The organism is Nonomuraea sp. NPDC050153 (assembly GCF_044460125.1).
Lineage (GTDB): Bacteria > Actinomycetota > Actinomycetes > Streptosporangiales > Streptosporangiaceae > Nonomuraea.
Genome location: NZ_JBITJQ010000004.1, coordinates 385,346 through 410,294, shown reverse-complemented (window position 1 = coordinate 410,294; position 24,949 = coordinate 385,346). Strand labels below are relative to the sequence as shown.

Sequence of the window (24,949 nt, the reverse complement as noted above, 5' to 3'; positions counted from 1 at the left end):
ACCGCCGGCACCCGAGGGCCTCCCTGTTGACTTTGTCGCAAGCTATGACGCAACATGTTGATACAAAGCTTGCGACAAAGGAGGAAGCATGGCGAACAACTCCGTGGCAAACATCCGCTCCGCAGGAACCTGGTTGGCGCAGCACGGCCTCGGTGACAGCCCGCCGACGCCGTTGCTCGCCACGCGACTCGCCGCCAGGTCGCGGGCGCGGCTGTTCGGCAGTGTCCTGCTGGCCGTGCTGTTCCTGGTGGCCGCGCTGGCGCAGGTCTCCGGCCCGCTGGCCAAGTCCGCGTCCGGCGGGCCCGGGCCGGGCGGGCCGACGCCGGTGCTGATCCTGGGCGCGTCGATCGTCGGGCTGTTACTGGTCCGTACGCTGTTCGACGCCTGGGTGCGGCGCGTCGACCGTCAGGCCGGGGCGGCGCTGGCGCGACGAGTGGCCCATCCGGTGCAGCCCGGCTGGCGGGACCTGCTCGGACTGCCGTACGCCGGCTTGGCGGCCGGCACCTTCGCCGGTGCGTTCGCGCTGGGGGCGAGCGCGCTGGCGGTCGGCGAGGGCACCATGAGGCAGGCGGCCGTCGTGCTGCTGATCGCGGTGGTCGGGGTCGGCGCCGGCGCGGTGCTGCAACTGCGCGAGCTGCTGGCCCGGCCCGTCGTGGCCGAGGACGAGGTCTCCCTGACGGCCGACGTCATCATGCGCATCGAGGACGCGCGGGAGAGCGCCGCGCCGAGCGTGCTGGGGGCGCTGCCGATGGTGCTGCTGTTCGGGTTCGCGCCCGGCTGGTGGAACGTCGCCGCACTCGTCTTCCTGGTGCTGGGCGTGGCCGCCCACATCGCCGTCCATGTCAGGACTCCGTGCGCCGCGACCATGGCCCGGCACATGGTGGGCGCTCCGGAAGGCCTCCGATGATCGTCATCGACGCGGGCTCGGCGGTGCCGCCGTTCGAGCAGCTGCGGGCCCAGCTCGCCCGGCAGATCCAGGATCGCACGCTGGCCGTGGGCTCCCGGCTGCCGACCATCCGCCGGCTCGCGGCCGACCTCGGCCTGGCCGTCAACACGGTCGGCCGGGCCTACCGGGAGCTGGAGGAATCAGGGCTGATCGAGACCCGGGGGCGGGCGGGCTCGTTCGTGTCGGCGTCCGGCGAGGAGGCCCGCGAACGTGCCCACCAGGCCGCCGCCGAATACGCCGCCGTCGTGGCGAGCGTCGGCATCGACGAGAACGAGGCGCTCAGCATCGTCGAGGCGGCCCTGAGATCCGGCCTCACAGCGGCCCCCGCCTCGCTCTGACCCGGCTGTGTCTCGGGGCCGCCCGGCCCAGGCGGTCCCGAGACACGGGGAACCGGGTTGCCTCATCCGCGAGCGTCCGGCAGGGTTCCGCGGACGAGGCAGCCCGGTCCCGCGAGGAGATGGACACCACCAGGAGGGGTCGTGGCCGCCGATCCATTCCTCGTGTCGATGGCCCGTCCCGGCTCTCCTCGCCGGAACGCCTTCGGAACGGTCCAAAGCTACGGCGCCACCCGGCGGCGCCCACATCCCTAAACCTGGGGATGGCGGCCGGGCGGCTCGGCGAAGGCGTGGCGTCCCGGCTGCAGGACGGGAAGGCGCGGTGGGGCGATCGGGCCCGGGAGGTCAGGCTGCTCGTAAGGAGCGCGCCGGATCCGCAAACCCGGGCGCCAAGCCGATGAGCGAGGCCGGATCAGTACATCTTCGTGGTGGTGCGCTGGACGGCGGAGGGAGTCAGGCGGACGCCGTTGGCCGTGACCCGGTGGCCGCGGGTGTCGGTGACCCGCACGGCGAAGGGGCCCTTGCCCGCGCCGGACGCGGCGATCCAGTAGTTGTAGTCGGCCCGGGCCAGCTTGCGCCACGTGCCGCCGGCGGACTTGACCTCGACCGAGGTGAGCGGGTTGCCGTGGTCGACGACCAGCAGGGCCAGCCACCACTGCGACGAACCCTCCTTGACGCGGAAGGAGAGCGGCTTGCCGATCCGCGGGTTGGCGGCCGGGCTGTAGCTGACGCCCACCATGCCCTTGCCGGGGTCCGCGACGCGGGCGAAGGCCTTACGGCTCAGGTCGATATGCCCGGCGGAGCACTCCGGGCACTGGTCGACGACCTTGACCTGGACGGAGCCCTTCGGCCCGGTGACGGTCAGGTACCCGCCGCAGGCGGCGGCAGCCCTGTACTCGGCGCGGGAGAGCGCGACGTAGAGGCCGCCGGCGGGAGGGGACGGATACGAACAGTTGCCGCCTCCGGACCGAAGCTCGTAGAAGGTCGCCTTACCGCTGGTCGCCTTCGCCGACGCGCGGGTCTTGTTGTTGCTGCTGTCTCCGCTCCGGGCCATGGCGGAAGCCGGGAGGAGCGAGGTCGCGGCGAGCGCGGCGGCGAGAACGAAGGGTAAACGTCGCATCCAGGTCTTCCTCTCTTCGGTGACGGATGTGACAGTAGCGAAATCGGTATATCTCGGTACGGTAAAGCTTCAGATCCGGTCCAGGTAGTCGCCGGAGTCCGTCGGGTAGGAGTCGGGCACCTCGGGGTTGAAACCGAGGAAGTACGTGACGCCGCCGGTGCGTACGGGCCTGCTGGCGGGCAGCGGCGCGGGCAGCCGTTCCGGCAGCGGAAGCCGGGACCAGTCGAGGTGGATCACTCCGTCCGGCGAGCGGCGCAGCGCGGGGAAGACCTCGTGCTCGACGACCTTTTCCCCGGGAGCGTGGATCTCCACCGTGAAGTGGTCGTCCGCGGGGATCTCGTCCTCCCAGTCCGCGTTCGCCACGCCCCACCACATGTCGGCGATCAGGCCGTCGGCGACCGTCCGGACGTCGGCCGGGTCGGTGAGCAGCCAGGACCAGGTCTCCGTGTCGCCGTTGTTGGAGATGAGCGCCTCCAACCGCAGCAGGAAGAAGCCATGCGTGTGACGGCACTGGATCTCCGGGGCCGAGCCCGGCTCGGGCTCTCCCAGCGCCGCCACGCGGGACGCGGCGTCCTCGTCCCACGGGTCCAGCCTGAGCGCTTCGAGGTAGGCGGCGACGGCGCCGGTCCGGTCGCCGAGGTGTTCCAGGGTCATGCCCAGGGAGAACGCCGCGAGATTGTCCTGCGGGTCGAGTTCGAGTGCCCGGCGCGCCGCCCGTACGGCGTCGTCGGCGACGGCCCGGCCGGTCGTGTCGCTCTCCGCCAGGCCGGGGAATGGCTCCCGGTTGTCCCACCACCACGACTGGTTGAGCTCGCCCCAGGTGTAGGCGCGCAGTCGTGCCTCCGCCCAGAGCGCGAGCCCGGTCGCGGACGCGTCCGGCGCGAGGCCGTCGTAGAGCCGCAGGACCTCGGCGGACGACTCCGCCAGGGTCTCCATCGTGACCGTCTCCGCCGTCTCGACCTGGTCCCGGAGGAGACGACCGGCCTGTCGCCGCGGTACGTCGTCGTCAAGTGCCATGCGGAGAGACTACGGGCGGGAGCCCGCCGTCATGATTCGTCGCGGCTTGATATGTCCGGGAAATAGCCGGTTATTGCCCTGGATGTTCCGATACCGGCGGTCGAGACTCGCGTCATGAAGACGATGACGAGAGCACTGCTCGCCGGGTCGGCACTGGCCTGCCTGGCGGTGGCGGGCACGACGGGCACGGCGCAGGCGGCCACCGGACGGCTGACGTTGACCAGCGGGACCGCCGGCGTCAGTTTTCTCTACGGGTCCTGCCAACCGGCCAGGCAGTACCAGCCGGAGCTGTACCAGGTCGACACGTTCGACAACCAGCCGGTCACCGGCTGCCAGGTCGTCCTCATCGGCTCCCCGGGCGTGAGCCAGGTGCTCTGCGTGGGACGCGGAAACGTGCCGCCAGAACTCAGCCGGTCGCCGCGCGTCGTGATCCAGCCGGGCACGGCCCCGCCCTGTGCCTACGGGCCGGCGGCAGGCAACTGAGGTGAATCGGCTGACGCCAGGTGGGCACGGATGCTCTCGGTGTCGACTCCTGTCTCCTCGGTCCAGTCGATGCCGAGGGCGGCCAGGATGGTCAGGGCTTCGGTCCAGTGGCGGCGGGCGTGGTCGTGTTCGCCGAGCGCGGCGTGGGCGTGCGCGAGACCGTCGTGGGCACGGGCCTGGTCGCTCGGCTGGCGCAGCTCCGAGGCCAGGTCCAGCGCCTGACGGTGGCAGTCGAGCGCCTGATCGGCGTGGCCGCGGGCATGCCGCAGCCGGCCTATGCCGTGCAGGGCCTCGAATTGCCAGTTGCTGTTGCCGATCTCGCACGCCAGGCGGAGAGCCTGCTTGTAGCAGTCGTGCGCCTCCGCGTACCGGCCCTGGAGGCGGTGCAGGTGGCCGAGGCCGTTGAGGCTGTCGAGCTCGCCGAGCCGGTGCCCGGTGGCGCGGGCCAGGTCCAGCGCCCGCGTGAAGTAGTCGGTGGCCGGCTCGCGCGAGCCCTGCCCGAGGTGGATGAAGCCGATGCCGAGCAGCGCCCGTAACTCGCCGGTGCGGTGGCCGATCGAGCGGGCGATGACCAGGGCCCGGGCCAGCTCGTCGGCGCTCTTCTCGTACCACCCCATGATCCGGTGAACGTTGCCGGCGGCGATCAACGCGTCCAGCTCGCCCGTACGGTGACCGATCGCCCGGGCGATGTCCAGCGCCTGCGCGAAGTGGTCGGAGGCCCGCGTGTATTCTCCCTGGAACCCGCGGACCATGCCGATGCCGTTCAGCGCGCGTAACTCGCCCGCTCGGTGACCGATCGCGCAGGCGATGGCCAGGGCGCGGGAGCTGTCCTCCAGAGCGGCCTCGTAGCGGCATTGCATCTGGCGGATCTCGCCGAGCCCGAGGAGCGCCTCCAGCTCGCCCGTACGGTATTCGGCGGTCCGGGCCGCCGACAGCGCCCGTTCGAGGAGCGTCTCGGCCTCGGCATAGCGGCCGCGGGTGCGCAGGCACCGGTGCAGGGTGGCCGACAGGTGCCGGACGTGTTCGGAGAACCCGCGCTCGGCGGCCAGCTGCGCGAGGCTGAGCAGGTTGGACAGCTCGGCCTCGAGCCATGCGGCGGCGTCGGCCACCGCCGGTGCCGACGTCTCGTCCGGCATGAGCCGCGGCCGCATGTCCGCCTCGTAGGGATAGAGGAGGTCCATCGCCGTCGACGCGGCGCGGTTGTAGTGGTCCAGCAGCCGCGCCAGCGCGGCGTGCCGGGCGGCCTCGGGCTCTTCGCCGGTCGCCCGCTCGGTGGCATGTGTCCTGATCAGGTCGTGGAAGCGGAAGCGGCCCGGGGCCGGCTCCTGCAGCAGGTGGGCCTCCAGCAGGCAATCCAGCAGCGTCGAGGCCCGCTTGACGGTGCCGGCCAGCAGCGCCGCGGCCGCGTCGGGCGCGAGGTCCATGCCGGGATGCAGGCTCAGCAGCCGGTACGCGCGCCGCTCGGAGGCGGTGAGCTCCTTGTAGGACAGGTCGAGGGCGGCGGTGACGCTGTGCTGTCCGGCCCGCAGCTCGCTCAGCAGGTGCTGGTGCTCCTCCAGCCGCCGCAACAGGTCACGCACGCTCCAGGCCGGATGGGCCTTCAGCCGGGCCGCGGCCAGGCGGATGGCCAGCGGCAGCAGCCCGCACCGACGTACCACCTCGGCCAGCGTCTCCCGCGGCACGCCCGCGGCCCGCTCCGCGCCGGCGGTGCCGGTGAACAGCGCGATCGCGTCCGCGAGCGGCAGCACGTCCACCGACACCGTACGGGCGTCGTCCAGCCCGACCAGCCGCCGCCGGCTCGTCACCAGCACCAGGCAGCCGCCCGCGCCCGGCAGCAGCGGCCGCACCTGCGCCTCGTCGGCGGCGTTGTCCAGCACGATCAGCATCTTCCTGTCGGCCAGCACGCTGCGATAGAGCGCGGCCCGGTCGTCGAGGTGCTGCGGGACCGACTCCCCGGGCACGCCCAGCACCTCCAGCACGCGGGCGAGCGCGTCGGCCGGATCCGCCGCGGCCATGCCCTGCGTGAAGCCGTGCAGGTCGACGAACAGATCGCCGTCGGGAAAGCGCGGAGCCAGCTGGTAGGCGGCGTGCACGGCCAGCGCGGTCTTGCCCACCCCCGCCATGCCGTCGATGGCGGTGACCACCACCATGGCCGCGTCGCCGACGTCATCGAACACGGCCAGCTCCTCGACCCGGCCGACGAACGCCGCCGCGTCGCTGGGCAACTGCCGCGGCGTCGGCCGCATCGGGCCGGGGCTTTCCTGCGGCCCGTTCGCGGCGCGTGTCAGAGTGGACAGCTCCGCCGCGTCCAGGCCCAGCGCCTCGGCCAGCGATCGCACCGACGCGCTGCGCGGCCGCCGCAGCTCGTCCGCCTCCAACCGGCGCACCGTGCGGACGTTGAGCCCCGCCCGCGCCGCCACCTGCTCCTGAGTCAGCAGCGCCCGCTCACGCCAGCCCCGTAACAACGCGCCCAGGCCAGGTTCACCCACCGGACGGCGCGCCTCGGCACCGTCGCGTACTCCTGACGGCATGAACCCATCTCCCCGTGGTCAGCTGTCCGGATCAAGAAGGAGCCTATGTCATTCTGCGTCGAACTGCTGGTCCAGACGAAGGCGCTAAAGCAGGTTGTCACGCGCGTAGGCGGCGGCCTCCGTGCGGTTGCGGACGCCGATCTTGGCGAAGGCGTTGTTGATGTGCGTCTTCACGGTCGTCTCCGCGATGAAGAGCGCCGAGCCGATCTCCGCGTTGCTCAGTCCTCCGGTGACGAGCCGCAGCACCTCGACCTCCCGTACGGTCAGCCCGTCGGGACAGGCCGGGACCGGCGGCGGCGCGGCGCGGGACAGCGCCTCGACCAGTCGGCGGGACACCGCGGCCGAGAACGTCGACTGCCCGGCGGCGGCCGAGCGGAGGGCGGCGGCGATCTCCGCGCGGCCCGCGTCCTTGGTGAGGTAGCCGCAGGCCCCGGCCAGCAGGGCGGAGTCCACGGACCGGTCGTCGTCGTAGGTCGTCAGCACCACGACGGCCACCTCCGGGTGCGCGCGGGCGATGCGCCGCGTGGCCTCGACGCCGTCCATCACGGGCATGCGCAGGTCCATGAGCACGACGTCGGGGCGCAGCTCGGCCACCAGGCGCAGGGCCTGCTCGCCGTCCCCGGCGTCGCCCACCACCTCCACGTCGTCGACCAGGTCCAGCAGCGCCACCAGGCCCTCGCGCATGAGCTGCTGGTCGTCCACGACCAGGACCTTCATTCCGGCACCTCCGCCCGTACCTCCCACCGGTCGCCCGACGGTCCGGCGCTCAGCGTCCCGCCCGCGAGCGCCAGCCGCTCGCGCATACCCTGCAGACCGTGCCCCGACGACGGCGGCGCGCCTCCGGCCGCGTACGCGTTGCGCACCACCAGCCGGACGGCGCCCTCACCGTAGCCGAGCTCGACCGTGACCGGCTCGCCCGGGGCGTGCTTGGCGGCGTTGGTCAGCGCCTCGCGGGCCGTTCGCAGCAGGCAGACCTCCGCCGCCGGGGTGATCGGCCGCCGCGTGCCGGTCGTACGCAGCTCGGCGGGCACGTCGTGGTCCCTGCGGTGCTCGGTGACCAGCAGGCTCAACGCGTCGGGCAGCGGCGGCACGTCCTCGCGCAGGGCCGCCACCGCCGAGCGCGCCTCGACCAGCCCTTCCCTGGCCAGCGCCCGCGCCCTGCGGACGCGCGCCACCGCCCCCTCCACGTCGCCCCGCTCGGTGAGCATCGCCTCGGCGACCTCCAGCTGCACCCCGAGGGCGCCGAGGGAGTGCGCGAGCACGTCGTGGAGCTCCCTGGCGATGCGGGTCCGCTCGTCGAGCGCCATGGCCCTGGCCCGGTCGTGGTGGGCCCGCCGGTACTGGCGCCGGTGCAACGCGAAGAGCACGGTGCACATCACGACCGTCCCGCGGACCACGATCGCCGATCGCGGCTGCCCCCACCACAGCAGGCTGCCGGCCATGAGCGCCAGATCGGCCGCGGTGACCGCGACGATCGCTCCCATGCTCGGCGTCATGTGCGCCGCGAACAGCAGCAGCATCGCGAACACGAACACCGTGGGCCCCGCGTCGGCCGACCCCGACACCGACGCCGCGACCGCCGAACCCGCCGCCAGCAGGCTCACGGCCAGGCGCGGGAAGCGGCCGTCGAGCAGGACGAAGGCCAGCCAGCACGCCATCGACACGCCGAGCGCGGAAAATAGCAAGCCGGGGAAGCGATCGGGCTCGGCGGCCACCAGCGACCAGGCCAGGACCAGGCTCATCAACAGCCTGACCAGGCGTCCCGTCTCCGGGTCGTCGGCCGCCAGCAGCCGGACGGCCCGCCCCCACACCTCCCGCATCGCCTAGCGCGAGTCCTTCAAGGTCAGAATCATGTCCACCAAGATAAGCCGGAAGGCCACGAAGCCGGCTACCACCAGCAGCGCCACGACCACGATCGCGAGCAGGAACCTGCCGTTCATCTTTCCCCCGTTGGCGTCCAGGAGCCGGTGCAGCAGGTCGAGCCAGAGACCGCCCGGGCGTCCAGAGTGCTTGTCCATACCTGGGACGGTAGGGACGGGGCGGGGTGGAGCGGCACCTCCGAAGGGTGGAGTGCAGGGTGGAGGCGTCTGTTGGATCATGGGTGGATGCCCCCTGAGACCGCATACCACGGAGCGCTCGGAGACCGGTTCGCCGAGCACGCCACCTCCAGCCCGTACAACGCCTATGTCGACCGGCCCGCGATGCTGGCGCTCGCCGGTGACGTCGCCGGCGCGAAAGTGCTCGATGTCGGGTGCGGCGCCGGGCACTACGCGGCTGAGCTGCTGGCACGCGGGGCCGAGGTGGTCGGCGTCGACGGCAGCGAGGCGGTGCTGGGTCACGCGCGGGCGCGGGTGGGGGAGCGGGCCGAGTTCCGTCTGCACGACCTGGAGGAGCCGCTGGGCTTCGCCGCGGACGCGTCGTTCGACGGGGCCGTGTGCGCGCTGGTGTATCCCCACGTCACGCGTCGCGCGCAGCTGCTGGGCGAGTTGCGCCGGGTGCTGCGGCCCGAGGGTTGGCTGGTGGTCTCGACGGGCCATCCGACTGCCGACTGGCAGCACTTCGGGGGCTCGTACCATGCCGACGACTGGGTCGAGCTTCCCCTGGCAGACACGCCGTTCTCGATCCACTTCCAGCGGATGACGGTGGAGACGTTCCTGGGGGAGCTGCTGGCCGCCGGGTTCGTGCTGGAGCGGATCGTCGAGCCGCGCCCGGTGGCCGCCCTGCGGGAGATCGACGAGGCTGCCTACGACAAGCTCAACACGCGGCCGTCCTTCCTCGCCGTCAGGCTTGTCCGTCCTCGACCGTGAGGCATGCGGTCAGGTGAGCGCCGGCCGCGGCCGGCGCCTCATGGGTCCGCAACCGGCTCACCCCGTCCCGCGCCAGAACCGGGTCGCCAGGTTGCGCGCGGCGATCCCGGCGCGTGTGGCGGGGACCATCATGTCCCGACGTTCCCCTTGCTGCGGGCGATGGACGAGCTGCGGCGGGCGCTGCAGGAGGATCCGCGGGCCTGCCTGCTGCACCGCTTCGCGCATACCTACTTCCTGGCCGTCGCGGACCGGCCGCTGCTGCACCGCTTCCTCCTGGACGACCCCGACCTGGTCGGCAAGCTGACCGGTTCCCCCGACCCCGCCCGCGACGAGCGGCACGGCGCCATGGCCCGCGACATCGCCGCGGCCGTGGTCGCCTTGCTCGGCGACCTGATCGACGCCGGCCGCGCCGAGTCCGGTATCCCCGAGGATCAGACCGCGAGCTGAGCCGGACGCGGTCTGGTATCCACCCGGGCTGACAGCGGCGGTCTCATCACGGTTTGGAGGGCGTCAGAACCCGATCGAGCGCCATCCGGCCCGCGTGTCCCCACGTGGGCCGGCCGCCGGGAAGGCCCCGTTCCCAGGCCTGGCCGATGCCGATGAGGGAGACGCTGCGCAGGACGGCCCAGCTCCGTGCACGCCGGATCGGCGGGCGCGTCGGTGGGCGCGGGCAGCCACCGCTGCTGGTTGCGGAGACCGGCCGAAGCGCCGGCCCTGCGCGGCAGGCGCACGGCCGGCTCGTCACCGAGCCGCCACAGCTCGTTCGCCCAGCCGGTGGCCGCCCGGCGGAGGTCCAGCTCCGCGAGGTCCGGGTGCTGCTCGCGCAGAAGAGCCCGCACCGACCTCTCGTCGCCCAGCGGGGCATCACTGACAGTAGGTGTCACGGGAGGTCCTTAGCTTTTGCCCATGAACACCTTCGACTTCTTCGTCGGCACCTGGACCTCCAAGCAGCGCCGCCTGCGCGAGGTGCTCGCCGGCGGCGACGACTGGTACGAGTTCACCGGCATGAGCCGGTGCTGGAGCGTCCTCGGCGGCAAGGGGAACTTCGACGAGGTCACCTTCCCGGAGCTGGGTTACGGAGGAGTGACACTACGCCTGTACGACGAGGCTCGCGACGAATGGTCCCTCTACTGGGCGGGCAGCAGGACGGGACTGTCCTTGCCGCCCGTGGTCGGCCGTTTCGGCGCGGATGGTCGTGGTGTCTTCACGGCGGACGAGCTGTACGACGGGAGGCCGATCACCGTGCGGTTCCTGTGGTCGGAGATCACCGAGACGTCCTGCCGCTGGGAGCAGGCCTTCTCCACCGATCAGGGCGCCACGTGGGAGGCCAACTGGATCGCGGACTTCACCCGTACGAGCTGACCGGCGCCGCACAGTCGGTCGCGTTGGTCGGCCGCGTCAGACGGCCGCGTTGGTCGGCCGCGGCACGCGCCGGCCACCGGACCACGCGCCCGCAGCGTCCGGAGCCCTCAGGTTTGGCCCGAGACCACGCCGAGCTGGTCGAAGGCCGCACTGACGCTCGGCCACAGCGCGGCCGGGTCGCCTCCCGCGACCTGGTGGCCGGCCTGGTAGCAGGCCAGCGCCACCTGCGGGGCCAGCGCCGCGGTCTCCGCCGAGGCGCCCTGCTGCCGCAGCAGCTCGCCGACCGGCTCGACCAGGCGCCGATGTTTGCGGGCCGCGCGGTCGGCGAGCTCGGGGTTCTCCGCGATCAGCCGTTCGCGCAGGACGTAGCGGTCGGTGTCCCGCGTCGCCCACGCGCAGACGTCCGACACGGTGTCGCGCAGCACCGCGAGCGCGTCGGGCGGCGTCGGCTCGCTGGCCGTACAGCTGGCCAAGCTGCGCGGCGCCCCGGTCATCGCCACGGCGAGCACGCCGGACAAACGTGAATTCGCGCTGTCCCTCGGCGCGCCCGCCGCCGTCGACCCCGCGGCGGACGACCTCGCCGAGGCGCTGCGTGCGGCGAACCACGGCGAACCGGTCGACGTGGTCCTGGAGATGACGGGCGGGCGCGTCACCGACCAGAGCATCGCCGCGCTGGCCCCTTTCGGCAGGCTCGCCTTCTACGGGATGGCCGGCGGGGTCGAGCCTGGTCTGGTGTCGCCGCGCGATCTGCAGCGTCGTTCGGTCACGGTCAGCGGCTTCTGGTTGATGAACGCCCTCGCCCACCCGGAGGTCCTCCGCAAGGCGTACGTGGAGATGCCGGGGCAGGTCGCGGCGGGTGGGCTGCGCGTGGTCCACGGTGGCGACCACCCGATGTCGGAGGTACGGCGCGTGCACGCGGACCTGCGTGGCCGCCGGACGACCGGCAAGCTCGTCCTCGATCCGACGAGATAGAACCGATCGGTTCGATGTCTGCTACGATCCGGATTTGTGTCGACATTTGTCTTGATCCCCGGTATGTGTCATGGCGGCTGGTGCTTCGACGAACTCGCCGAGCAACTGCGGAGCCGGGGGCATCGCGCGTACCCGCTGACCCTGACCGGCATCGCCGAGCGCAGCCATCTGCTGGGCGGCGGGGTGAACCTCGACACGCACATCCAGGACGTGACCGGAGTCCTGACCGCCGAGAACATCACGGAAGCGATCCTGGTCGGACACAGCTACGGCGGAATGGTGATCACCGGCGCCGCCGACCGCGCGCCCGCCGAGCGGGTGCGCGGCCTGGTCTACCTCGACGCCGTCGTGCCCGGGGACGGGGACTCCTGCTGGAGCCTCGTCACCGAGCAGGAGCGGCGCTGGTACGTGGACGTGGTGGACAGCGGCTACGCGACCCGGCCGCTGCCGTTCTTCGACCCGCGCGCCACGGCCCACCCGCTCGCCTCGCTGCTCCAGCCGCTACGACTCACGGGAGACCTCGCGCACGTGCGTCGCAGGGAGTACGTGTACGCGGCGGGATGGGACGGGGAGTCGCCGTTCACGCCCGTCTACGAGCGGCTGCGCCACGACCCCTCGTGGACCACCCACGCGGTGGACAGCGCGCACAACCTCATGCGCGACGCGCCACAGGACCTGCTGAGGATCCTGCTCGACGCCGCCTAGCTAGGGGCTCGGGCCCTGGTCGTCAGGCCGCGGCTGGTGGTGGCGTCGAGAACCGGCACCCCGTTCTGTCCGCGGGCGGCGTCGGGTAACTCCGGATCAGGAATTCGAGGTCAGGGAGTCGACGAAACGCGACATTCCGGCCAGCCATCGGTCGGGGTTCTCGGCCTTGCGATGGACGAACTCCGCCACCTCCGGGTGCGGGAAGATGTGGAAGCGCTCGGCCTCGAGTCCCTCGACGACCGCGGTGGCCACGTCCGGCGGATCGAGAATGGTCCCCGAGGCGGCCACAGCCCTCGCGGTCAGATGGTCCTCCTCCAGACCCTGCTCCAGCATGCCGGTACGCACACCCTGCGGGCACAGGACGCTGACCTTGACGCCCTTTGACGCGTAGTGGATGGACACCCACTCGGCGAACGCGATCGCCGCCGCCTTCGTCACCGCGTACGGGGCGTCGCCGGGGCAGCTGATCAGGCCCGCGGCGGAGCACGTGTTCAGCAGGTAGCCGCCGCCTCGGGCGACCATGGCGGGTACGGCGGCGCGGGCGGCGTACACGTGGGCCAGCACGTTCACCGCGTACAGGCGGCTCCACTCCTGGTCCGGGGCGTCCAGCCCGTGGCCGCCGATGATGCCGGCGTTGGAGCAGAACAGGTCCACCGGCCCGAACGGGGTCTCAGCCAGAGCGGCGACCTCCGACTCCGAGGCAACGTCCACGCGTACCGCTGTGGCGCGGTCACCGATCTCCTTGGCCACCGCGGTCGCCCCGGCTTCGTCGAGGTCCGCGACGACGACTCCGGCCGCTCCTTCGGCGGCGAACCTGAGCGCCATCGCCCTGCCGATCCCGCCGGCCGCGCCCGTGACGACGACGACCTTGTCCCGTACCCGCATCTGCACTCCTTCCAGCCCAACGCCCTATCCGCATTCCACCCCTCGGAAGAGCGTCTCCACCACCCAATGGGTTTACCGAACGGGCCCTTCCAATTTCCCTGAACGGGCGCTTCCGCCCTCCGAATGGGCCCTACTGTCGAGCGCGTCCGTCCGCTTCAGTCCATCATTTCCGCCGATCTCGGGCCACCGCTCCCACACCAGTCCCAGGATCGACTTTCCGCCCACCCTCGCGCATCTCGGTCGGCGCTTCCACCCTCTCGACCACCTGGCCCCGAGGCGTTTGGACCACCTGCCCGCCCTTCGCGCTGCCCGCCCTTCGCGCTGCCCGCCCTTCGCGCTGCCCGCCCTTCGCGCTGCCCGCGCTTGCGCCCCCGCCGCTCGCGACCTTCGCTGATTGCGTCCCCGCCGCCACAGCGATGTCCGCCGCCAGCGATGTCCGCCCCGGCGGCCGCCGTCAGAAGCAGCTCACATACCCCGCCATTTCGACGCCTCGCCCCCATCACCACCCAACCCCGCAGGCAGAAGCGGCGAACCCACCCCAAACGCCTCCCAGCCTCAACCCCCACCCGACGAAGGGGCAGCGTGGGCAAAGAACCTCCCTCGATTAGGGCGTGATTCCACTGCGACTCAGCGTGATCAGATGAGAGGTTTCTCATCTGGGCTTCAGCGTGGTCTCCTCGAAGGGCGTCAAGGTCAAGGTCATGAAGCATCGGGGAACGTTGGTCCTCTTCGCCTTGGCCACGGCGATGGCGGGATTCATGTCGGTGGGGTTGGTGCGCGCGGCCGGCAACGCGCCCGATCTGGGCGAGTCCGTCGTGGTGTCACACACGCCCGCACTGAACGGGGCCGGCATCCCGGCCCCCACAGGCGGCGGCACCCCCGGGCCGGGCTCGACCCCGCCTACCACCACCGCGAAACCAGAGCTGACCGCGAGCGCGCGACCGGAGCTCGCCGCGAGCGCGAAACCGGAGCTCACCATGGGCGCGGCAGCACCGCCCGCCACGAATGTGGCATCGCAGCCGGCCGCGGGCGCCGGGCCCCAGCCCGCTGCCGGCACCAGGCCACAGCCCACCACAGGCCCGAAACCGAGGCCCACTACGAGCGCCAAGCCGAAGTCCGGCACGGATGCCGGGCCGAGACCCACCAGGGATGCCGGGTCGCGCGACGACGACGAGTCCGCGGCGCGCGAGAGCGTCGTACGGCCCACTCCGCGCCAGCCCAGGGCCGAGCCGGTCAGACCGCCGGCGCCCAGACCAGGCGGCGATGACGACGAAGACGATGGCGGCAATGGTGGCGGTGGAGATGACGATGACGACGATTGACCAGGTGATCGAATGCGGGTGAGCGCCCGTGCCCGGATCGTGGGCTGGATGCTCGCCGTCGTCGGCCTCGCCCTCGCCGTCTCGATCTTCGCGACCTGGACCATCCTCCTGGCTCGCCTTGACGACCGTACGAACCTCGAGCTCAGCAACGAGGCGGAGAAGCTGCGCCGGTACGCCGCGACCGCGCGCGACCCGGAGAGCGGCCGCGCGATCACCGACGTCGGACAGTTGCTGACGGAATACCTGGCGCTCAACGCGCCCGACAGATGGGAGACGTTCTTCAGCATCGTCGACGGCAAGGCTCACAAGATCACCGCGATCCCGCCGCCCGTACGCCTCGACACCGACGACGCGCTGGTCGCGCGGCTGGCCACGACCACCAAGCCCGCCGGCGGCGAGATCGAGAGCCCGAAAGGAACGGTCCATTACGCGGTGATCCCGGTGACGGTGAAGGCCGACTCCCGCCCGGGTCACTTCGTCGTGGCGATCCTCTACGACCGCCACCGCGACGAGATCGTCGACGCGGTGCGGGTCCTCGGGCTGTCCGCGCTGGCGGCGCTGGCATTAGCGGGGGCGGCCGGGTGGTTCGTGGCGGGGCGGGTGCTGGCGCCGGTCCGGTTGATCGGCCAGACGGCCGAGCAGATCAGCGACTCCACCGACCTCACCCGCAGGCTCGACGTGCCGGGCGACGACGACGTGGCCGCCTTGGCCGCGACGTTCAACCACATGCTCGACCGGCTCGAAAACGCCTTCGTCGTACAGCGGCACTTCATGGACGACGCCGGTCACGAGCTGCGTACGCCGATCACCGTCATTCGCGGCCATCTGGAGCTCATGGGCGACGATCCGCGCGACCGCGCGGAGACGCTCGCCCTGGTCACCGACGAGCTTGACCGGATGAACCGCATCGTCGAAGACCTCCTCACCCTTGCTAGGGCGGAGCAGCCGGGCTTTCTCGACATACACGACGTCGAGGTGGCCGACCTCACGGTCAGCGTCGTCGCCAAGGCCCGCGCGCTCGGCAACCGCCGCTGGCGGGTCGACGAGGTGGCCGAGGCCCGCGTGCCCGCCGACCGCCAGCGGCTCACGCAGGCGCTCATGCAGCTCGGGGCCAACGCCGTCCGCCACACCACCGACGACGACCTGATCGCCGTCGGCTCCGCCGTCCGCGACGGATGGGTGGAGCTGTGGGTGCGCGACAGCGGCCCCGGGGTGGCGCCCGCGGAGCGCGAGCGGATCTTCGGACGGTTCGTGCGCGGCGCGGGCCGCACCGTGACGTACGAAGGCGCCGGCCTGGGGCTGGCCATCGTCAGATCGATCGCCGAGGCCCACGGCGGCAACGTCAAGGTGACGGAAGCCCCGGGCGGCGGAGCCTGTTTCGTCATGTCCATCCCACTATGGGAGCTCTGGAGATTGGGTTGACTGCCTCCCCGCAGCCAAGACCGGGGGACTCCAACCTTCACAGGATGGGGTTCCTGCTTCGCCGACGACCGCACCCGAGAGGACTCGGAGTGTCTGACGTCACCTCCACAGGCAGACACGGCAAGACCTGCCGCCAAGATGTTCTTCGCGGCGTTGATGTCCCTGTCATGCAGGGTGCCGCAGCCCGGGCACGTCCAGCGCCGGGTGGAAAGGCTCAGCGCGGCGAGCGGATGCCCGCACTTGCTGCACGTTTTCGAGCTGGGATGCCACCGGTCGATCACGATCAGGTGATGGCCGTACCTGGCGGTCTTGTACTCCAGCATGCGGCGGAAGGCACCCCACCCGCAGTCGGAGATCGCCTTGGCCAAGCGGCGGTTGCGGACCATGTTCTTGACGACGAGGTCTTCGATCACGATCACGTCGTGATCGCGGACCAGCCGGGTCGAGATCCGGTGCAGGAAATCCCGGCGGGGGGCCGCGACTTTGCGGTGGGCGCGGGCGACCTTCGACCCGGCCTTCTTGCGGTTGTTCGACCCGCGCTGTTTGCGGGCCATGCGCCGCTGGTAGTGGGCCAGGTCGCGGTCCCGCCTGGTCGGCACGCGCGGGTTGGGGATCTTCTCGCCGTCGCGGGTGACCGCGAAGTTCTTCACGCCGAGATCGACGCCGACGGCGCTTGCGGTGGCCGGAGTCTGCTCGGCGTCGGGGACCTCGACGGCCAGGGAGACATACCAGCGGCCGCACGGGTCACGGGAGACGGTCACGGTGGTCGGGTCGATCGAGGCAGGGTCCACCTCGGGCCAGGACCAGACGAACTCCAGCGGGGCGTCCATCTTCGCCAGGAACAGGCGCCCGCCGCGCCAGCGGAAACCCGAGCGGGTGTACTCGGCGGCCCGCCGTCCCGTCCGGGACTTGTAGCGCGGGTGGCGGGCCTGCTTGGCGAAGAAGTTCGCGAACGCTTTCTGCTGTGTGCGCAGGACCTGCTGGAGCGGGACAGAGGAGACCTCGCCCAGGACGGCGAGCTCCTCGGCCTGCTTGAGCTGGGTCAGATAGGCATTGGCCCGGGAGACGTCGGCGGACAGCCGCTCGCCGTACCAGCGGGCGTGACGCCAGGCCAGCACGCGGTTCCACACCAGGCGCACACAGCCGAACGTGCGGTTCAGCACGCTGGCCTACTCGGGCGTGGGGTAGGCCCGGCACTTGTACGCCGTCCTCACGGAGATCACGTGAGCAGGTGCTTAGCAGGCTGCGTGCCATCTGCCTCACGCCATTCGCCTGATGGCGAACTGTCTATCCCTGTCCCGCACTGCGGGAGATGCGCATTCCTCCCCAGGGCCAAAGCCCGGGGGCTCCAGCAAAGGGAACCAGATGAACCGGATATTGATCGCCGAGGACGAGGTCAGGATCGCGTCGTTCGTGGAGAAGGGGCTGCGGACCAACGGCTTCGTGACCGCCGTGGTCGGGGACGGGGTGGCGGCGTACGACCTGGCCTGCGCGGGCGGGTTCGACCTGCTGATCCTGGACATCGGGCTGCCGTTGAGCGACGGGTTCACGGTGTTGCGGAGGTTGCGGCAGTCCATGGTGACCATGCCGGTGATCATCCTGACCGCTCGCGACAGCGTGAGCGACACCGTGGCGGGGCTGGAGGGCGGGGCCGACGACTACATCGCCAAACCGTTCGCTTTCGAGGAGCTCCTGGCGCGGGTACGGTTGCGGCTGCGCCTCCGCGCCGACCGCACGCCGGAGGTGACCGTGTTGCGGGTGTCGGACCTGTCGCTGGATCTCCGTACGAGGCGGGCGTACGTGAGGGATCGGGCGGTTGACCTGTCGACCCGGGAGTTCGCGCTGGCGGAGATCTTCTGCCGGCACCCCGACCAGGTCCTGACGCGCGAGCAACTCCTCAGCCATGTGTGGGGCTTCGACTTCGACCCCGGCTCCAACGTGGTGGACGTCTACGTACGCTACCTGCGCCGCAAGATCGGCGCCGACCGGATCGAGACCGTCCGCGGCACCGGCTACCGCATGAGAGCCGCCTAATCATCACCTCACCTTCGCCTCACCCCGCCCCGACAAGCTGTTCTCAGCAGCGCAAACGGAGGGAGCGCCGTGACAGCCGGACTGGTAATGGATCTCGTGTCGATCGTCGCCCTGGCCTATGGCCTCTACTACCGACGACATCATCGACGCGACCTGCTCTTCGCCTATGTGGCACTCAACGTGGGCATCTTCGCGGTCGTCTCACTCCTGCTCGTCCAACGCGTCGACGTCGCCGTCGGCTTCGGCCTGTTCGGCGTGCTGTCGATCATCCGACTCCGCTCCAGCGAGATCACCCAGCAGGAGATCGCCTACTACTTCATCGCCATCGTGCTGGGCCTGGTCAACGGCATCGCGGGCGCCTGGCCGCTGACCGCCCTCCTGCTGGATGCCGTCCTGCTGGCGGTCATGTACGTCGCCGACCACCCGGCCCTGCTCGGCCGCACCCGCCACCAGGTCATCACCCTGGACGTCGTCCACTCGGACCCGCACCTGCTCCGGGTCGACCTGGAGAGCCGCCTGCGGGCACACGTCGTCCACTACGTGGTCACCCAGATCGACTACGTCCGCGACATAACGGTGGTCGACGTCCGCTACGTAACCCCTGCCCAACGGGCCGGCATCCGCTGACCCCCAACCACCGAACGCCACCTCGCAGGCGGCGGAGCGCAGTGGCCAGGAGGTGGGGTGGTGGAGCCGGATGCCCTGGTGGTGCCGTGGAGGTGGAGGTGAGGGAGGGGGATGCGGGGTCGGCGCAGTGGGTGGCGGGCCGGAGAGATGGCGAGGTGGGTGAAAACGTGGAGGGCTTAGGGAGCGCCCAGGTGGTGCGGTGGGCGATGGGTGGAGGTGCGCTGGTGGCTGGATGCGGGGGTGAAGGGTGTGGGGGTGGGATGCGGGGTGCGGGGGTGGGGTGCGCGGTGAAGGACGTGGGATGTGGGGTGAAGGGGGCGAGGTGAAGGGGGTGGCGGTGTCCGAGGTGGGTTGGCGAATGAGGTCATGGACAAGGTGGTGGAGGTGTGGTGATGGGTGAGTTGGATGCGGATGTGCTGCTGGCCGGGGTCGCGGCGGAGGTGGCGCCGATCGGGCTCGAGGATGTGCCGGAGCTGATGAGCCGGGTCGATCGCAAGTACATCGTGACGGCCGCCACCATGACGGCGCTCGCGGCAGAGCTGGGGGGCCGGTTCGCCGTGCTGCGCATCGGGACAAGACGCCAGTTCCGTTACACCTCGACGTACTTCGACACGCCTGACCTGCTCACCTTCCACCAGCACCGGCAGGATCGGCGGCGCAGGTTCAAGCTTCGTACCCGCACCTATCTGGACGGCGGTGGCCGGTGGCTGGAGCTCAAGCTCAACGGCACGCGTGGCAGCACCGACAAGCACCGCATCCCGTACGACGACGCGCCGAGCCGGACCCTCACCCGGGAGGCACTCGACTTCGTACGTGACACCCTTCTGGCCGAGCTGCGCCTCATCGCCCCCGAGACGCTGGGGCCGGTGCTGTCCACCGACTACAGGCGGGTGACCTTCATCGACCCCTCGGGCGCGGCCAGACTCACGTGTGACACGGGCCTGCTCTGCCACGACGGGCAGTCCAGCGCACCGGCTCGCCGTGACCTGGTGCTGCTGGAGTCGAAGTCCGCCGACGGGAAGGCGCTGGTGGACAAGGTCCTGCGTGGGATGGGGGTGCGGCCGGTCACCGTGAGCAAGTACTGCCTGGCGGTCGCGGCGCTCCGGCAGTTGCCCGCCAATCGCTGGCACCCGGTGCTGCAGCGCTACCTCGTCCACCGTCCCGAACCGGGTGCCCAACGGCTCGTGTCCAGGGGTTCGACAGGGTGCTGGGGCCAGGCGGCCGCGCGAGGAGGCCGGTGGGCGGGGCCTCGGGGAGCTCACAGCGGCAGGAGGAGCAGCGGAAATGGCGCTGGCGTGCAGGCGTGATCCGGCGTTCGGGCTTGGGCTGCGTTCCCCGCTCGCCTCCGTGTTCCCTCCGGCCTTCCGGCCTTGGTTCCCTCCGGCCTTGGTTCCCTTGGGCCTTGGGGATCGGTCGCGGCGACTGCGTTCCCGCGTCCGTCGCGTTCCTCACAAGCCGGGGCGGGTTACGGTGTCCAGGCCGGGGCTCGGCCGATGATGCCGAGGAGGCGGTCGAACGGTGGGGCGTGGTTCGGCACGTCGACCGCTGGGCCGAAGGCGCCGCGTTGTCTGCCCATCTCCGCCATCTGGCCGCTGAAGTGCAGTGCTACCGAGACGGCCTCAGGGTCCGGGCTGTACTCCTGGCCGGTGGCCTTGGCCAGGTCCCAGCCGTGCACGACCATGTCGACCAGGTACATGTGGGCCAGCGTGGCCATCGGCAGGCCGCCCATGGCGGGGCTGGTGCCCTCCCACGCCTCGGGGCGCGACCAGGCGGCCAGCGTGCGGTCCGCCCGTTCGGGGAAGTCGCCCGCGTATGGTTCCTGCTCGATCCGTTCCCCCTGGTTGCCCAGCGACTCGAACAGGGCCGCCACCCACTCGAGGTGGTTGATCAGGCCTTTGACGTCGAACTTCGCGCAGGGCGTCGGGAACCCGAGCTGCTCCTGTCGCACCGCGCGTACCAACCCGGCGGTCTGTTCGGTGGCGCGCGTCATCAGCGGCATGATGTCGTCCATGGCAGTCATGGTGCCCCGCCTGCCCGAGGTGCGGCTTGTAAAAACGCGACAGCGTGGCTGGGTCAACCCGTACGCGGGGCTCGAAGCCTTCGATTACGCGCGGCACGCGCCATCACCTGAAATTTCGGCGTTCGTGTCGCACTTCTGGGTCGTCACGTGGACCGACCTCGCCGAGCCGTACGAGCAGCGCATCGTCTCGCATCCCACCGTGAACATGACGATCAGCCATGATTTCCACCGGATCGCGGGGGTGATCAGGGGCGGGTTCTCCTACACGATGCTGGGCAGCGGCCGAGCGCTCGGGACGCGCTTCCGCCCCGGCGGCTTCCGGCCGTTCCTGGGTGGTTCGGTGTCCCAGCTGACCGGCCGTTTCGTGGAGATCGGCGAGATGTTCGGCGCGGCAGGTGTGTCCCTGGTCGAGCGGGTTCAGGCCGAGTCTGATGCGCGGGCCGCCGTCGCGCTCGTCGACGGGTTCCTGCGGAGTCTGGGGCCGGAGCGGGATCCGTTGGTGGAGGAGGCCGCGGCACTGGTGGAGCTGGCCGAGAACGACGTGTCCGTGACCAGGGTCGATGAGCTGGCCGTCAGGTCGGGACGGTCGGTGCGGTCGCTGCAGCGGTTGTTCCGGGACTACGTCGGGATCGGCCCCAAGTGGGTGATCCGCCGCTTCCGGTTGCACGAGGCGGCGGAGCGGGTCTACGAGGGGCTCGACCTTGCCACGTTGGCCGCCGAGCTTGGCTATACCGATCAGGCTCACCTGACCCGCGACTTCACCGCCGCGGTCGGTATGCCGCCTGCGGCTTACGCCCGGCTCGGAAGCGACAAGGCATGAGTGCATGAGCCTGGCGTTCGCCGGGGGTCTCGGCTCCTTGGGGGAATTGGTGGTCTTTCTGCTCGGGTCCAGTGGTGGTGGGCCTTTTTGCGAGTGATCAGCCAGAGAAGTGATTTGCTGGGTTTAGGTGGGTTTCTGGTAATTGCGGGTTTCTGTGCGTTCGAGTGTTTCGGATAGCAGCCGTCGTACCGTTTCCTCGAGCGTGCTGTCCTGGCCGATGATGGTTTCGTATGCACCGGGCAGCAGGTCCCGCTCGACGTACCACTCGCGCATCAAGTCCGGGCCGAACTCCGCGCTCTGCGGGAGGGTGGCATGGCGGCGGAGGGTTTCCTCGAAGGGGATGTCGAGGTAGAAGAAGCGACTCCGGCCGGGGAAGTCCGCGCGCAGGGTCTGGAGCATGGGGGCGTACCTGCCGGCCGTGAGGATGCCTTCGAGGAGGACGTGGTGGCCGTGGGGGCGATGCTCGTCTTGCCCGACCCCGAGTTGCCGCGCAGGACGATCAATTGCGTGCCGTTGGTGTCCGTGATCATCCCGGCCAGCGTAGCCGCTGCTCCTGGGTTCGTGCTGCGAATCTGATGGGTACGGTCGTCATATGCTTGAGCGTATTCATGAGATATCAGGCGTCTTGCTAAGTGCGGACGGATATCTTGACGATTTCTGGCCTAATTTCCGAAACATTGATGACGTGTTCTGGAAGCTTGAGCGTATTCAGCGCTTCGAGGCCGGGGAGCCGAGCTGGCTGGCGATGATGGAAGGCGACTGGGAACGCTCGCTCAAGCTGGTCGACGACACCGGTGTCGAGGGCCGGAGCAGGGCCTTCCCGTGCCGGCGGATCCGGATCGTCGAGCATCCCGTCACGCCGTACCTGCAGTGGGAGATGCACGTGCTGGCGTTGCGGGTGGCGGTGGCCGAGCAGGTGCGGGTGCTCGACGCGGGGGTGGTGTCCGATCTCGAGATCGACCGGCGCCTGCCGGAGCTCGTCGTGCTGGGGTCGTCCGTGATGTACGAGGTGACGTACGACGCCTCCGGGGCCCACAGCGGGGCCAGGCGGATCGACGACCCCGACGTGATCGCGGAGTGCCAGGGTGAGCTCGACAAGCTGTTCGCGGCCGGGGAGGACTTCCAGGCCTACTACGAGCGGGAGATCGTGCCGATGCCGGCTCCCCGGGTGACGACCGTCTGAGATCGTCGTCGGCACCCTCCTCCGGTGACCGTCTGAGATCGTCGTCTCGGCTGACGGCGCCGGGGGCCTGTGAGGGCGTTCACAGGGGGAGGCCGCCGGTGGCGGCGCTGGTGGAGCCGGTGGCCCGGTAGGCGGCTATGGTGCGTTCGGCGATGCGCATCTGATGGATCTCGTCGGCGCCGTCGGCGAAACGGGCCCAGCGGGCATGCTGGAACATGCTCGCCAGCGGCGTGTCCGTCGAATACCCCAGCGCGCCGTGCACCTGGATCGCCCGGTCCACGATCCGGTTGAGGCTGCCCGCCACGAAGTGCTTGGCCATCGACACCTCCGTACGGAAATCCTCGCCCTTGTCGATCTTGGAAGCGGCATGGAGGACCATCAGCTTGCACTGGTACAGCTCCATGGCCGAGTCGGCGACCATCCACTGGATGCCCTGCTTCTCGGCCAGCAGCGAGCCGTGGCTGTAGCGGTTGAGCGCGCGGTCGACCATCATGTCCAGGGCCGTCTCCGCCTGGGAGATCCAGCGCATGCAGTGGGCGAGCCGGGCCGGGCCCAGGCGGTACTGGCCGAGGCGGTGGCCGTTGCCGCGACCGCCGAGGATCCGGCTGCCGGGCACGCGCAGGTCCGTGATGACGATCTCGCTGTGGCCCGTGGAGCCGTGCATCGTCTCCACCTCGCGTACGTCGTCCCAGCCCGGATCGGGGAGGTCGACGAGGAAGGCGGTGTTGGCGCCGCGCGAGCCCTCCGGCACGTCCAGCTCCGTCCGTGCGATGAGGATCGCGAAGTTGGCCCGGCGCGCGTTGGAGATGAACCATTTGTGGCCGTTGATCAGCCACTCGTCCCCGTCCTGGACGGCCGTGGTGCGGATCAGGGTGGGGTCGGAGCCCGCCACCTCCGGCTCGGTCATGGCGAAGCAGGACATCTGCGTGCCTTCCAGGAGCGGCCGCAGATACTTCTCCTTCTGCTCGTCCGTCGCCCAGTGCAGGAGGGTGTGCATGTTGCCCTCGTCCGGGGCCATGCAGTTGAGCACCCACGGTCCGACGCGGGTCTTGGCCGCCTCCGACTGCACCATGGCCAGCTCGACGTGGCCCAGCCCCATGCCGCCCCACTCCTTCGGCATGTGGGGCAGCCACAGCCCTTCGGCCTTGGCCTGTGAGCGGAGCTGGAAGATCGTGCGGAGGTACGCGTCCCGGTCGGCCTCCTTCACCTCCTCCATGGCGGGGATGACGGTCCCCTGGATGAAGGCGCGGACCCGCTTGCGGATCTCCTCGTGCTCGGGGGCGAGGGTGAAGTCGATGGCCATACCTGACACCGTGTCACGGTCGCCGCAGCGGCGTGAAGGCCCAGGACATACGCGGCTCCACGGCCCAGTGGAAGACCTTGCGGACCGGCGGCGCGCACAGGAGCGTGGCGCTGGCCACGCCGAGCAGGATCGACAGCGGCACGCCCAGCTCGAACCGCTCGGCGACCTTGACCACGAATCCGTGGAGCAGGTACGCGTACATGGTGGCCGCGCCCAGCCCGCTGAACCACGTGCGCCGCGCGGGCGTCACCGCCAGGAAGGCCGCCACCAGCACCGCCCCGGCCAGCAGCAGCCCCAGCCGGACGGCCGTGCCGGTGAGGTCGTCCACGTGCAGCGCCGAGTTGGACAGCCGCCACCTGATCCACTCCGTCGGCACCTGTTCGTGGACGAGCAGCGCCGCGGCCAGCCCCAGGCCGAGCGTGAGAAATCCGGCCAGCCTCATGTACGGCCTGCGCAGCAACGCGAAGTGCTCCGGCTTGAGCATCAGCCCGAGCACGTAGAACGGCAGCAGGCCGAACGTCCGGTTCATGGCCAGCTCGTCGGGCAGCGCGCTCATCCCGGTCAGCAGCGACAGCACGACCGCGATCGCCAGCGGCCACCTGAGCTGCTGCCACACGGGCGTCGACAGCCGCCACAGGAACAGCGACAGCAGGAACCACGTCAGGTAGTACGGGTCCAGCAGGCTCAGCTCGAACTTCCCGTACAGGACCAGCCGCGGCAACGAGTACGCCAACTCGAAGATCAGGTACGGCACCGCCAGCGTGGAGATGAGCTTGCGCGCCTTCCCCGCCGAGAACGTGAACCGGCGCGACAGATAGCCGCTCAGCACGATGAACAGCGGCATGTGGAAGACATAGACGTAGAGGTACAGCGCGTGCGCGATGGGGTGATCCCGCTGGTCCTCGATGAGGTGACCGCACACCACGAGCAGAATGGCCAGGTATTTGGCGTTGTCGAAGAACGGGTCCCTGGCGGTCACGGACTTGGTGTCCAGGGCGACGGTAACGCTCACAGGCCCTGCACCCTAGCCACCGAATGCGTAACCGCCAGGAAAC

27 protein-coding genes and 1 pseudogene are annotated in these 24,949 nt (G+C 70.5%); 14 read left to right on the top strand and 14 right to left on the bottom strand.

Annotation, left to right across the window (positions count from 1 at the left end; translation table 11 throughout):
* Positions 1 to 88 precede the first annotated feature (88 nt).
* On the top strand, positions 89 to 907 hold the full coding sequence (locus ACIBQ1_RS13980) for a hypothetical protein (RefSeq protein ID WP_397277346.1): 819 nt from the start codon (positions 89 to 91) through the stop codon (positions 905 to 907).
* A complete protein-coding gene (locus ACIBQ1_RS13975) occupies positions 904 to 1,284 on the top strand; it encodes a GntR family transcriptional regulator (protein ID WP_397277345.1) in 381 nt (126 codons plus the stop codon). Before ACIBQ1_RS13980 ends, ACIBQ1_RS13975 begins: the two co-directional genes overlap by 4 nt.
* A gap of 409 nt (positions 1,285 to 1,693) precedes the next feature.
* On the opposite strand, the gene ACIBQ1_RS13970 is transcribed toward ACIBQ1_RS13975, so the two are convergent.
* Entirely contained in the window at positions 1,694 to 2,401 is a 708-nt protein-coding gene (locus ACIBQ1_RS13970) for an expansin EXLX1 family cellulose-binding protein (protein ID WP_397277343.1), read from the bottom strand.
* 69 nt (positions 2,402 to 2,470) lie between these two features.
* The gene (locus tag ACIBQ1_RS13965; protein ID WP_397277341.1) at positions 2,471 to 3,418 is read right to left on the bottom strand and encodes a tetratricopeptide repeat protein; all 948 of its coding nucleotides are present in this window, start codon (positions 3,416 to 3,418) and stop codon (positions 2,471 to 2,473) included.
* A 114-nt stretch (positions 3,419 to 3,532) separates the two neighbouring features.
* Between ACIBQ1_RS13965 and ACIBQ1_RS13960 the strand changes: the two genes are divergently transcribed.
* A complete protein-coding gene (locus tag ACIBQ1_RS13960) occupies positions 3,533 to 3,901 on the top strand; it encodes a hypothetical protein (protein ID WP_397277339.1) in 369 nt (122 codons plus the stop codon).
* On the opposite strand, the gene ACIBQ1_RS13955 is transcribed toward ACIBQ1_RS13960, so the two are convergent.
* The 4 genes from ACIBQ1_RS13955 to ACIBQ1_RS13940 form a co-directional block, all read right to left on the bottom strand.
* Complete coding sequence (locus ACIBQ1_RS13955) at positions 3,877 to 6,390, bottom strand: ATP-binding protein (RefSeq protein ID WP_397277338.1); 2,514 nt, start codon at positions 6,388 to 6,390, stop codon at positions 3,877 to 3,879. The genes ACIBQ1_RS13960 and ACIBQ1_RS13955 overlap by 25 nt on opposite strands.
* A 126-nt stretch (positions 6,391 to 6,516) precedes the next feature.
* Entirely contained in the window at positions 6,517 to 7,149 is a 633-nt protein-coding gene (locus ACIBQ1_RS13950; protein WP_397277336.1) for a response regulator, read from the bottom strand.
* Positions 7,146 to 8,252, bottom strand: coding sequence for a sensor histidine kinase (locus tag ACIBQ1_RS13945; RefSeq protein ID WP_397277334.1), 1,107 nt, complete (start codon positions 8,250 to 8,252; stop codon positions 7,146 to 7,148). Before ACIBQ1_RS13945 ends, ACIBQ1_RS13950 begins: the two co-directional genes overlap by 4 nt.
* A gap of 3 nt (positions 8,253 to 8,255) precedes the next feature.
* A complete protein-coding gene (locus tag ACIBQ1_RS13940; protein ID WP_397277332.1) occupies positions 8,256 to 8,450 on the bottom strand; it encodes a hypothetical protein in 195 nt (64 codons plus the stop codon).
* Between the two features lie 87 nt (positions 8,451 to 8,537).
* Here ACIBQ1_RS13940 and ACIBQ1_RS13935 point away from each other — a divergent pair, with 87 nt between their 5' ends.
* The 3 genes from ACIBQ1_RS13935 (at position 8,538) to ACIBQ1_RS13925 (ending at position 10,601) form a co-directional block, all read left to right on the top strand.
* Positions 8,538 to 9,239, top strand: a complete 702-nt coding sequence (locus ACIBQ1_RS13935; RefSeq protein ID WP_397277330.1) for a class I SAM-dependent methyltransferase — start codon at positions 8,538 to 8,540, stop codon at positions 9,237 to 9,239.
* A gap of 159 nt (positions 9,240 to 9,398) precedes the next feature.
* A complete protein-coding gene (locus ACIBQ1_RS13930; protein WP_397277328.1) occupies positions 9,399 to 9,686 on the top strand; it encodes a hypothetical protein in 288 nt (95 codons plus the stop codon).
* A 459-nt stretch (positions 9,687 to 10,145) separates the two neighbouring features.
* The gene (locus ACIBQ1_RS13925) at positions 10,146 to 10,601 is read left to right on the top strand and encodes a hypothetical protein (protein ID WP_397277327.1); all 456 of its coding nucleotides are present in this window, start codon (positions 10,146 to 10,148) and stop codon (positions 10,599 to 10,601) included.
* Positions 10,602 to 10,708: 107 nt separating this feature from the next.
* Here ACIBQ1_RS13925 and ACIBQ1_RS13920 read toward each other — a convergent pair whose 3' ends face one another.
* Positions 10,709 to 11,026, bottom strand: a complete 318-nt coding sequence (locus ACIBQ1_RS13920) for a hypothetical protein (protein ID WP_397277325.1) — start codon at positions 11,024 to 11,026, stop codon at positions 10,709 to 10,711.
* Here ACIBQ1_RS13920 and ACIBQ1_RS13915 point away from each other — a divergent pair.
* Together ACIBQ1_RS13915 and ACIBQ1_RS13910 are read left to right on the top strand one after the other, a co-directional pair.
* Positions 11,013 to 11,573, top strand: coding sequence for a zinc-binding alcohol dehydrogenase family protein (locus tag ACIBQ1_RS13915; protein WP_397277324.1), 561 nt, complete (start codon positions 11,013 to 11,015; stop codon positions 11,571 to 11,573). The genes ACIBQ1_RS13920 and ACIBQ1_RS13915 overlap by 14 nt on opposite strands.
* A 36-nt stretch (positions 11,574 to 11,609) precedes the next feature.
* Complete coding sequence (locus tag ACIBQ1_RS13910; protein WP_397277322.1) at positions 11,610 to 12,278, top strand: alpha/beta fold hydrolase; 669 nt, start codon at positions 11,610 to 11,612, stop codon at positions 12,276 to 12,278.
* Between the two features lie 96 nt (positions 12,279 to 12,374).
* Here ACIBQ1_RS13910 and ACIBQ1_RS13905 read toward each other — a convergent pair whose 3' ends face one another.
* On the bottom strand, positions 12,375 to 13,163 hold the full coding sequence (locus tag ACIBQ1_RS13905) for an SDR family oxidoreductase (RefSeq protein WP_397277321.1): 789 nt from the start codon (positions 13,161 to 13,163) through the stop codon (positions 12,375 to 12,377).
* A 652-nt stretch (positions 13,164 to 13,815) separates the two neighbouring features.
* On the bottom strand, positions 13,816 to 14,370 hold the full coding sequence (locus ACIBQ1_RS13900; RefSeq protein ID WP_397277320.1) for a hypothetical protein: 555 nt from the start codon (positions 14,368 to 14,370) through the stop codon (positions 13,816 to 13,818).
* 127 nt (positions 14,371 to 14,497) lie between these two features.
* Here ACIBQ1_RS13900 and ACIBQ1_RS13895 point away from each other — a divergent pair, with 127 nt between their 5' ends.
* Positions 14,498 to 15,907, top strand: coding sequence for an ATP-binding protein (locus ACIBQ1_RS13895; RefSeq protein ID WP_397277318.1), 1,410 nt, complete (start codon positions 14,498 to 14,500; stop codon positions 15,905 to 15,907).
* Positions 15,908 to 15,939: 32 nt separating this feature from the next.
* On the opposite strand, the pseudogene ACIBQ1_RS13890 reads toward ACIBQ1_RS13895, so the two are convergent.
* Positions 15,940 to 17,070, bottom strand: a pseudogene (locus ACIBQ1_RS13890) (RNA-guided endonuclease InsQ/TnpB family protein); the annotation flags it as partial.
* 202 nt (positions 17,071 to 17,272) lie between these two features.
* On the opposite strand from ACIBQ1_RS13890, the gene ACIBQ1_RS13885 reads away from it, so the two are divergent.
* The 3 genes from ACIBQ1_RS13885 to ACIBQ1_RS13875 all read left to right on the top strand — a co-directional run bounded on the left by ACIBQ1_RS13885 (position 17,273) and on the right by ACIBQ1_RS13875 (position 19,875).
* A complete protein-coding gene (locus ACIBQ1_RS13885) occupies positions 17,273 to 17,941 on the top strand; it encodes a response regulator transcription factor (protein WP_397277316.1) in 669 nt (222 codons plus the stop codon).
* A gap of 69 nt (positions 17,942 to 18,010) precedes the next feature.
* A complete protein-coding gene (locus ACIBQ1_RS13880) occupies positions 18,011 to 18,568 on the top strand; it encodes a DUF4956 domain-containing protein (protein WP_397277315.1) in 558 nt (185 codons plus the stop codon).
* 392 nt (positions 18,569 to 18,960) lie between these two features.
* The gene (locus ACIBQ1_RS13875; protein WP_397277313.1) at positions 18,961 to 19,875 is read left to right on the top strand and encodes a polyphosphate polymerase domain-containing protein; all 915 of its coding nucleotides are present in this window, start codon (positions 18,961 to 18,963) and stop codon (positions 19,873 to 19,875) included.
* A 158-nt stretch (positions 19,876 to 20,033) separates the two neighbouring features.
* Here the strand turns inward: ACIBQ1_RS13875 and ACIBQ1_RS13870 are convergent, their stop codons facing one another.
* Entirely contained in the window at positions 20,034 to 20,579 is a 546-nt protein-coding gene (locus ACIBQ1_RS13870; RefSeq protein ID WP_397277311.1) for a TIGR03086 family metal-binding protein, read from the bottom strand.
* On the opposite strand from ACIBQ1_RS13870, the gene ACIBQ1_RS13865 reads away from it, so the two are divergent.
* Positions 20,578 to 21,408 (top strand): DUF6597 domain-containing transcriptional factor, encoded by an 831-nt coding sequence (locus ACIBQ1_RS13865; RefSeq protein ID WP_397277309.1) that lies wholly within the window; start codon positions 20,578 to 20,580, stop codon positions 21,406 to 21,408. The genes ACIBQ1_RS13870 and ACIBQ1_RS13865 overlap by 2 nt on opposite strands.
* A gap of 123 nt (positions 21,409 to 21,531) precedes the next feature.
* On the opposite strand, the gene ACIBQ1_RS13860 is transcribed toward ACIBQ1_RS13865, so the two are convergent.
* Positions 21,532 to 21,807 carry a hypothetical protein gene (locus tag ACIBQ1_RS13860; protein ID WP_397277307.1) on the bottom strand — a complete coding sequence of 92 codons (276 nt, stop codon included), beginning with the start codon at positions 21,805 to 21,807 and terminating at the stop codon, positions 21,532 to 21,534.
* A gap of 193 nt (positions 21,808 to 22,000) precedes the next feature.
* Here ACIBQ1_RS13860 and ACIBQ1_RS13855 point away from each other — a divergent pair, with 193 nt between their 5' ends.
* Positions 22,001 to 22,591, top strand: a complete 591-nt coding sequence (locus ACIBQ1_RS13855) for a DUF6879 family protein (protein ID WP_397277305.1) — start codon at positions 22,001 to 22,003, stop codon at positions 22,589 to 22,591.
* A gap of 79 nt (positions 22,592 to 22,670) precedes the next feature.
* Here ACIBQ1_RS13855 and ACIBQ1_RS13850 read toward each other — a convergent pair whose 3' ends face one another.
* Together ACIBQ1_RS13850 and ACIBQ1_RS13845 are read right to left on the bottom strand one after the other, a co-directional pair.
* The gene (locus ACIBQ1_RS13850) at positions 22,671 to 23,894 is read right to left on the bottom strand and encodes an acyl-CoA dehydrogenase family protein (protein ID WP_397277303.1); all 1,224 of its coding nucleotides are present in this window, start codon (positions 23,892 to 23,894) and stop codon (positions 22,671 to 22,673) included.
* 13 nt (positions 23,895 to 23,907) lie between these two features.
* Positions 23,908 to 24,906 (bottom strand): acyltransferase family protein, encoded by a 999-nt coding sequence (locus ACIBQ1_RS13845; RefSeq protein ID WP_397277302.1) that lies wholly within the window; start codon positions 24,904 to 24,906, stop codon positions 23,908 to 23,910.
* Positions 24,907 to 24,949 lie beyond the last annotated feature (43 nt).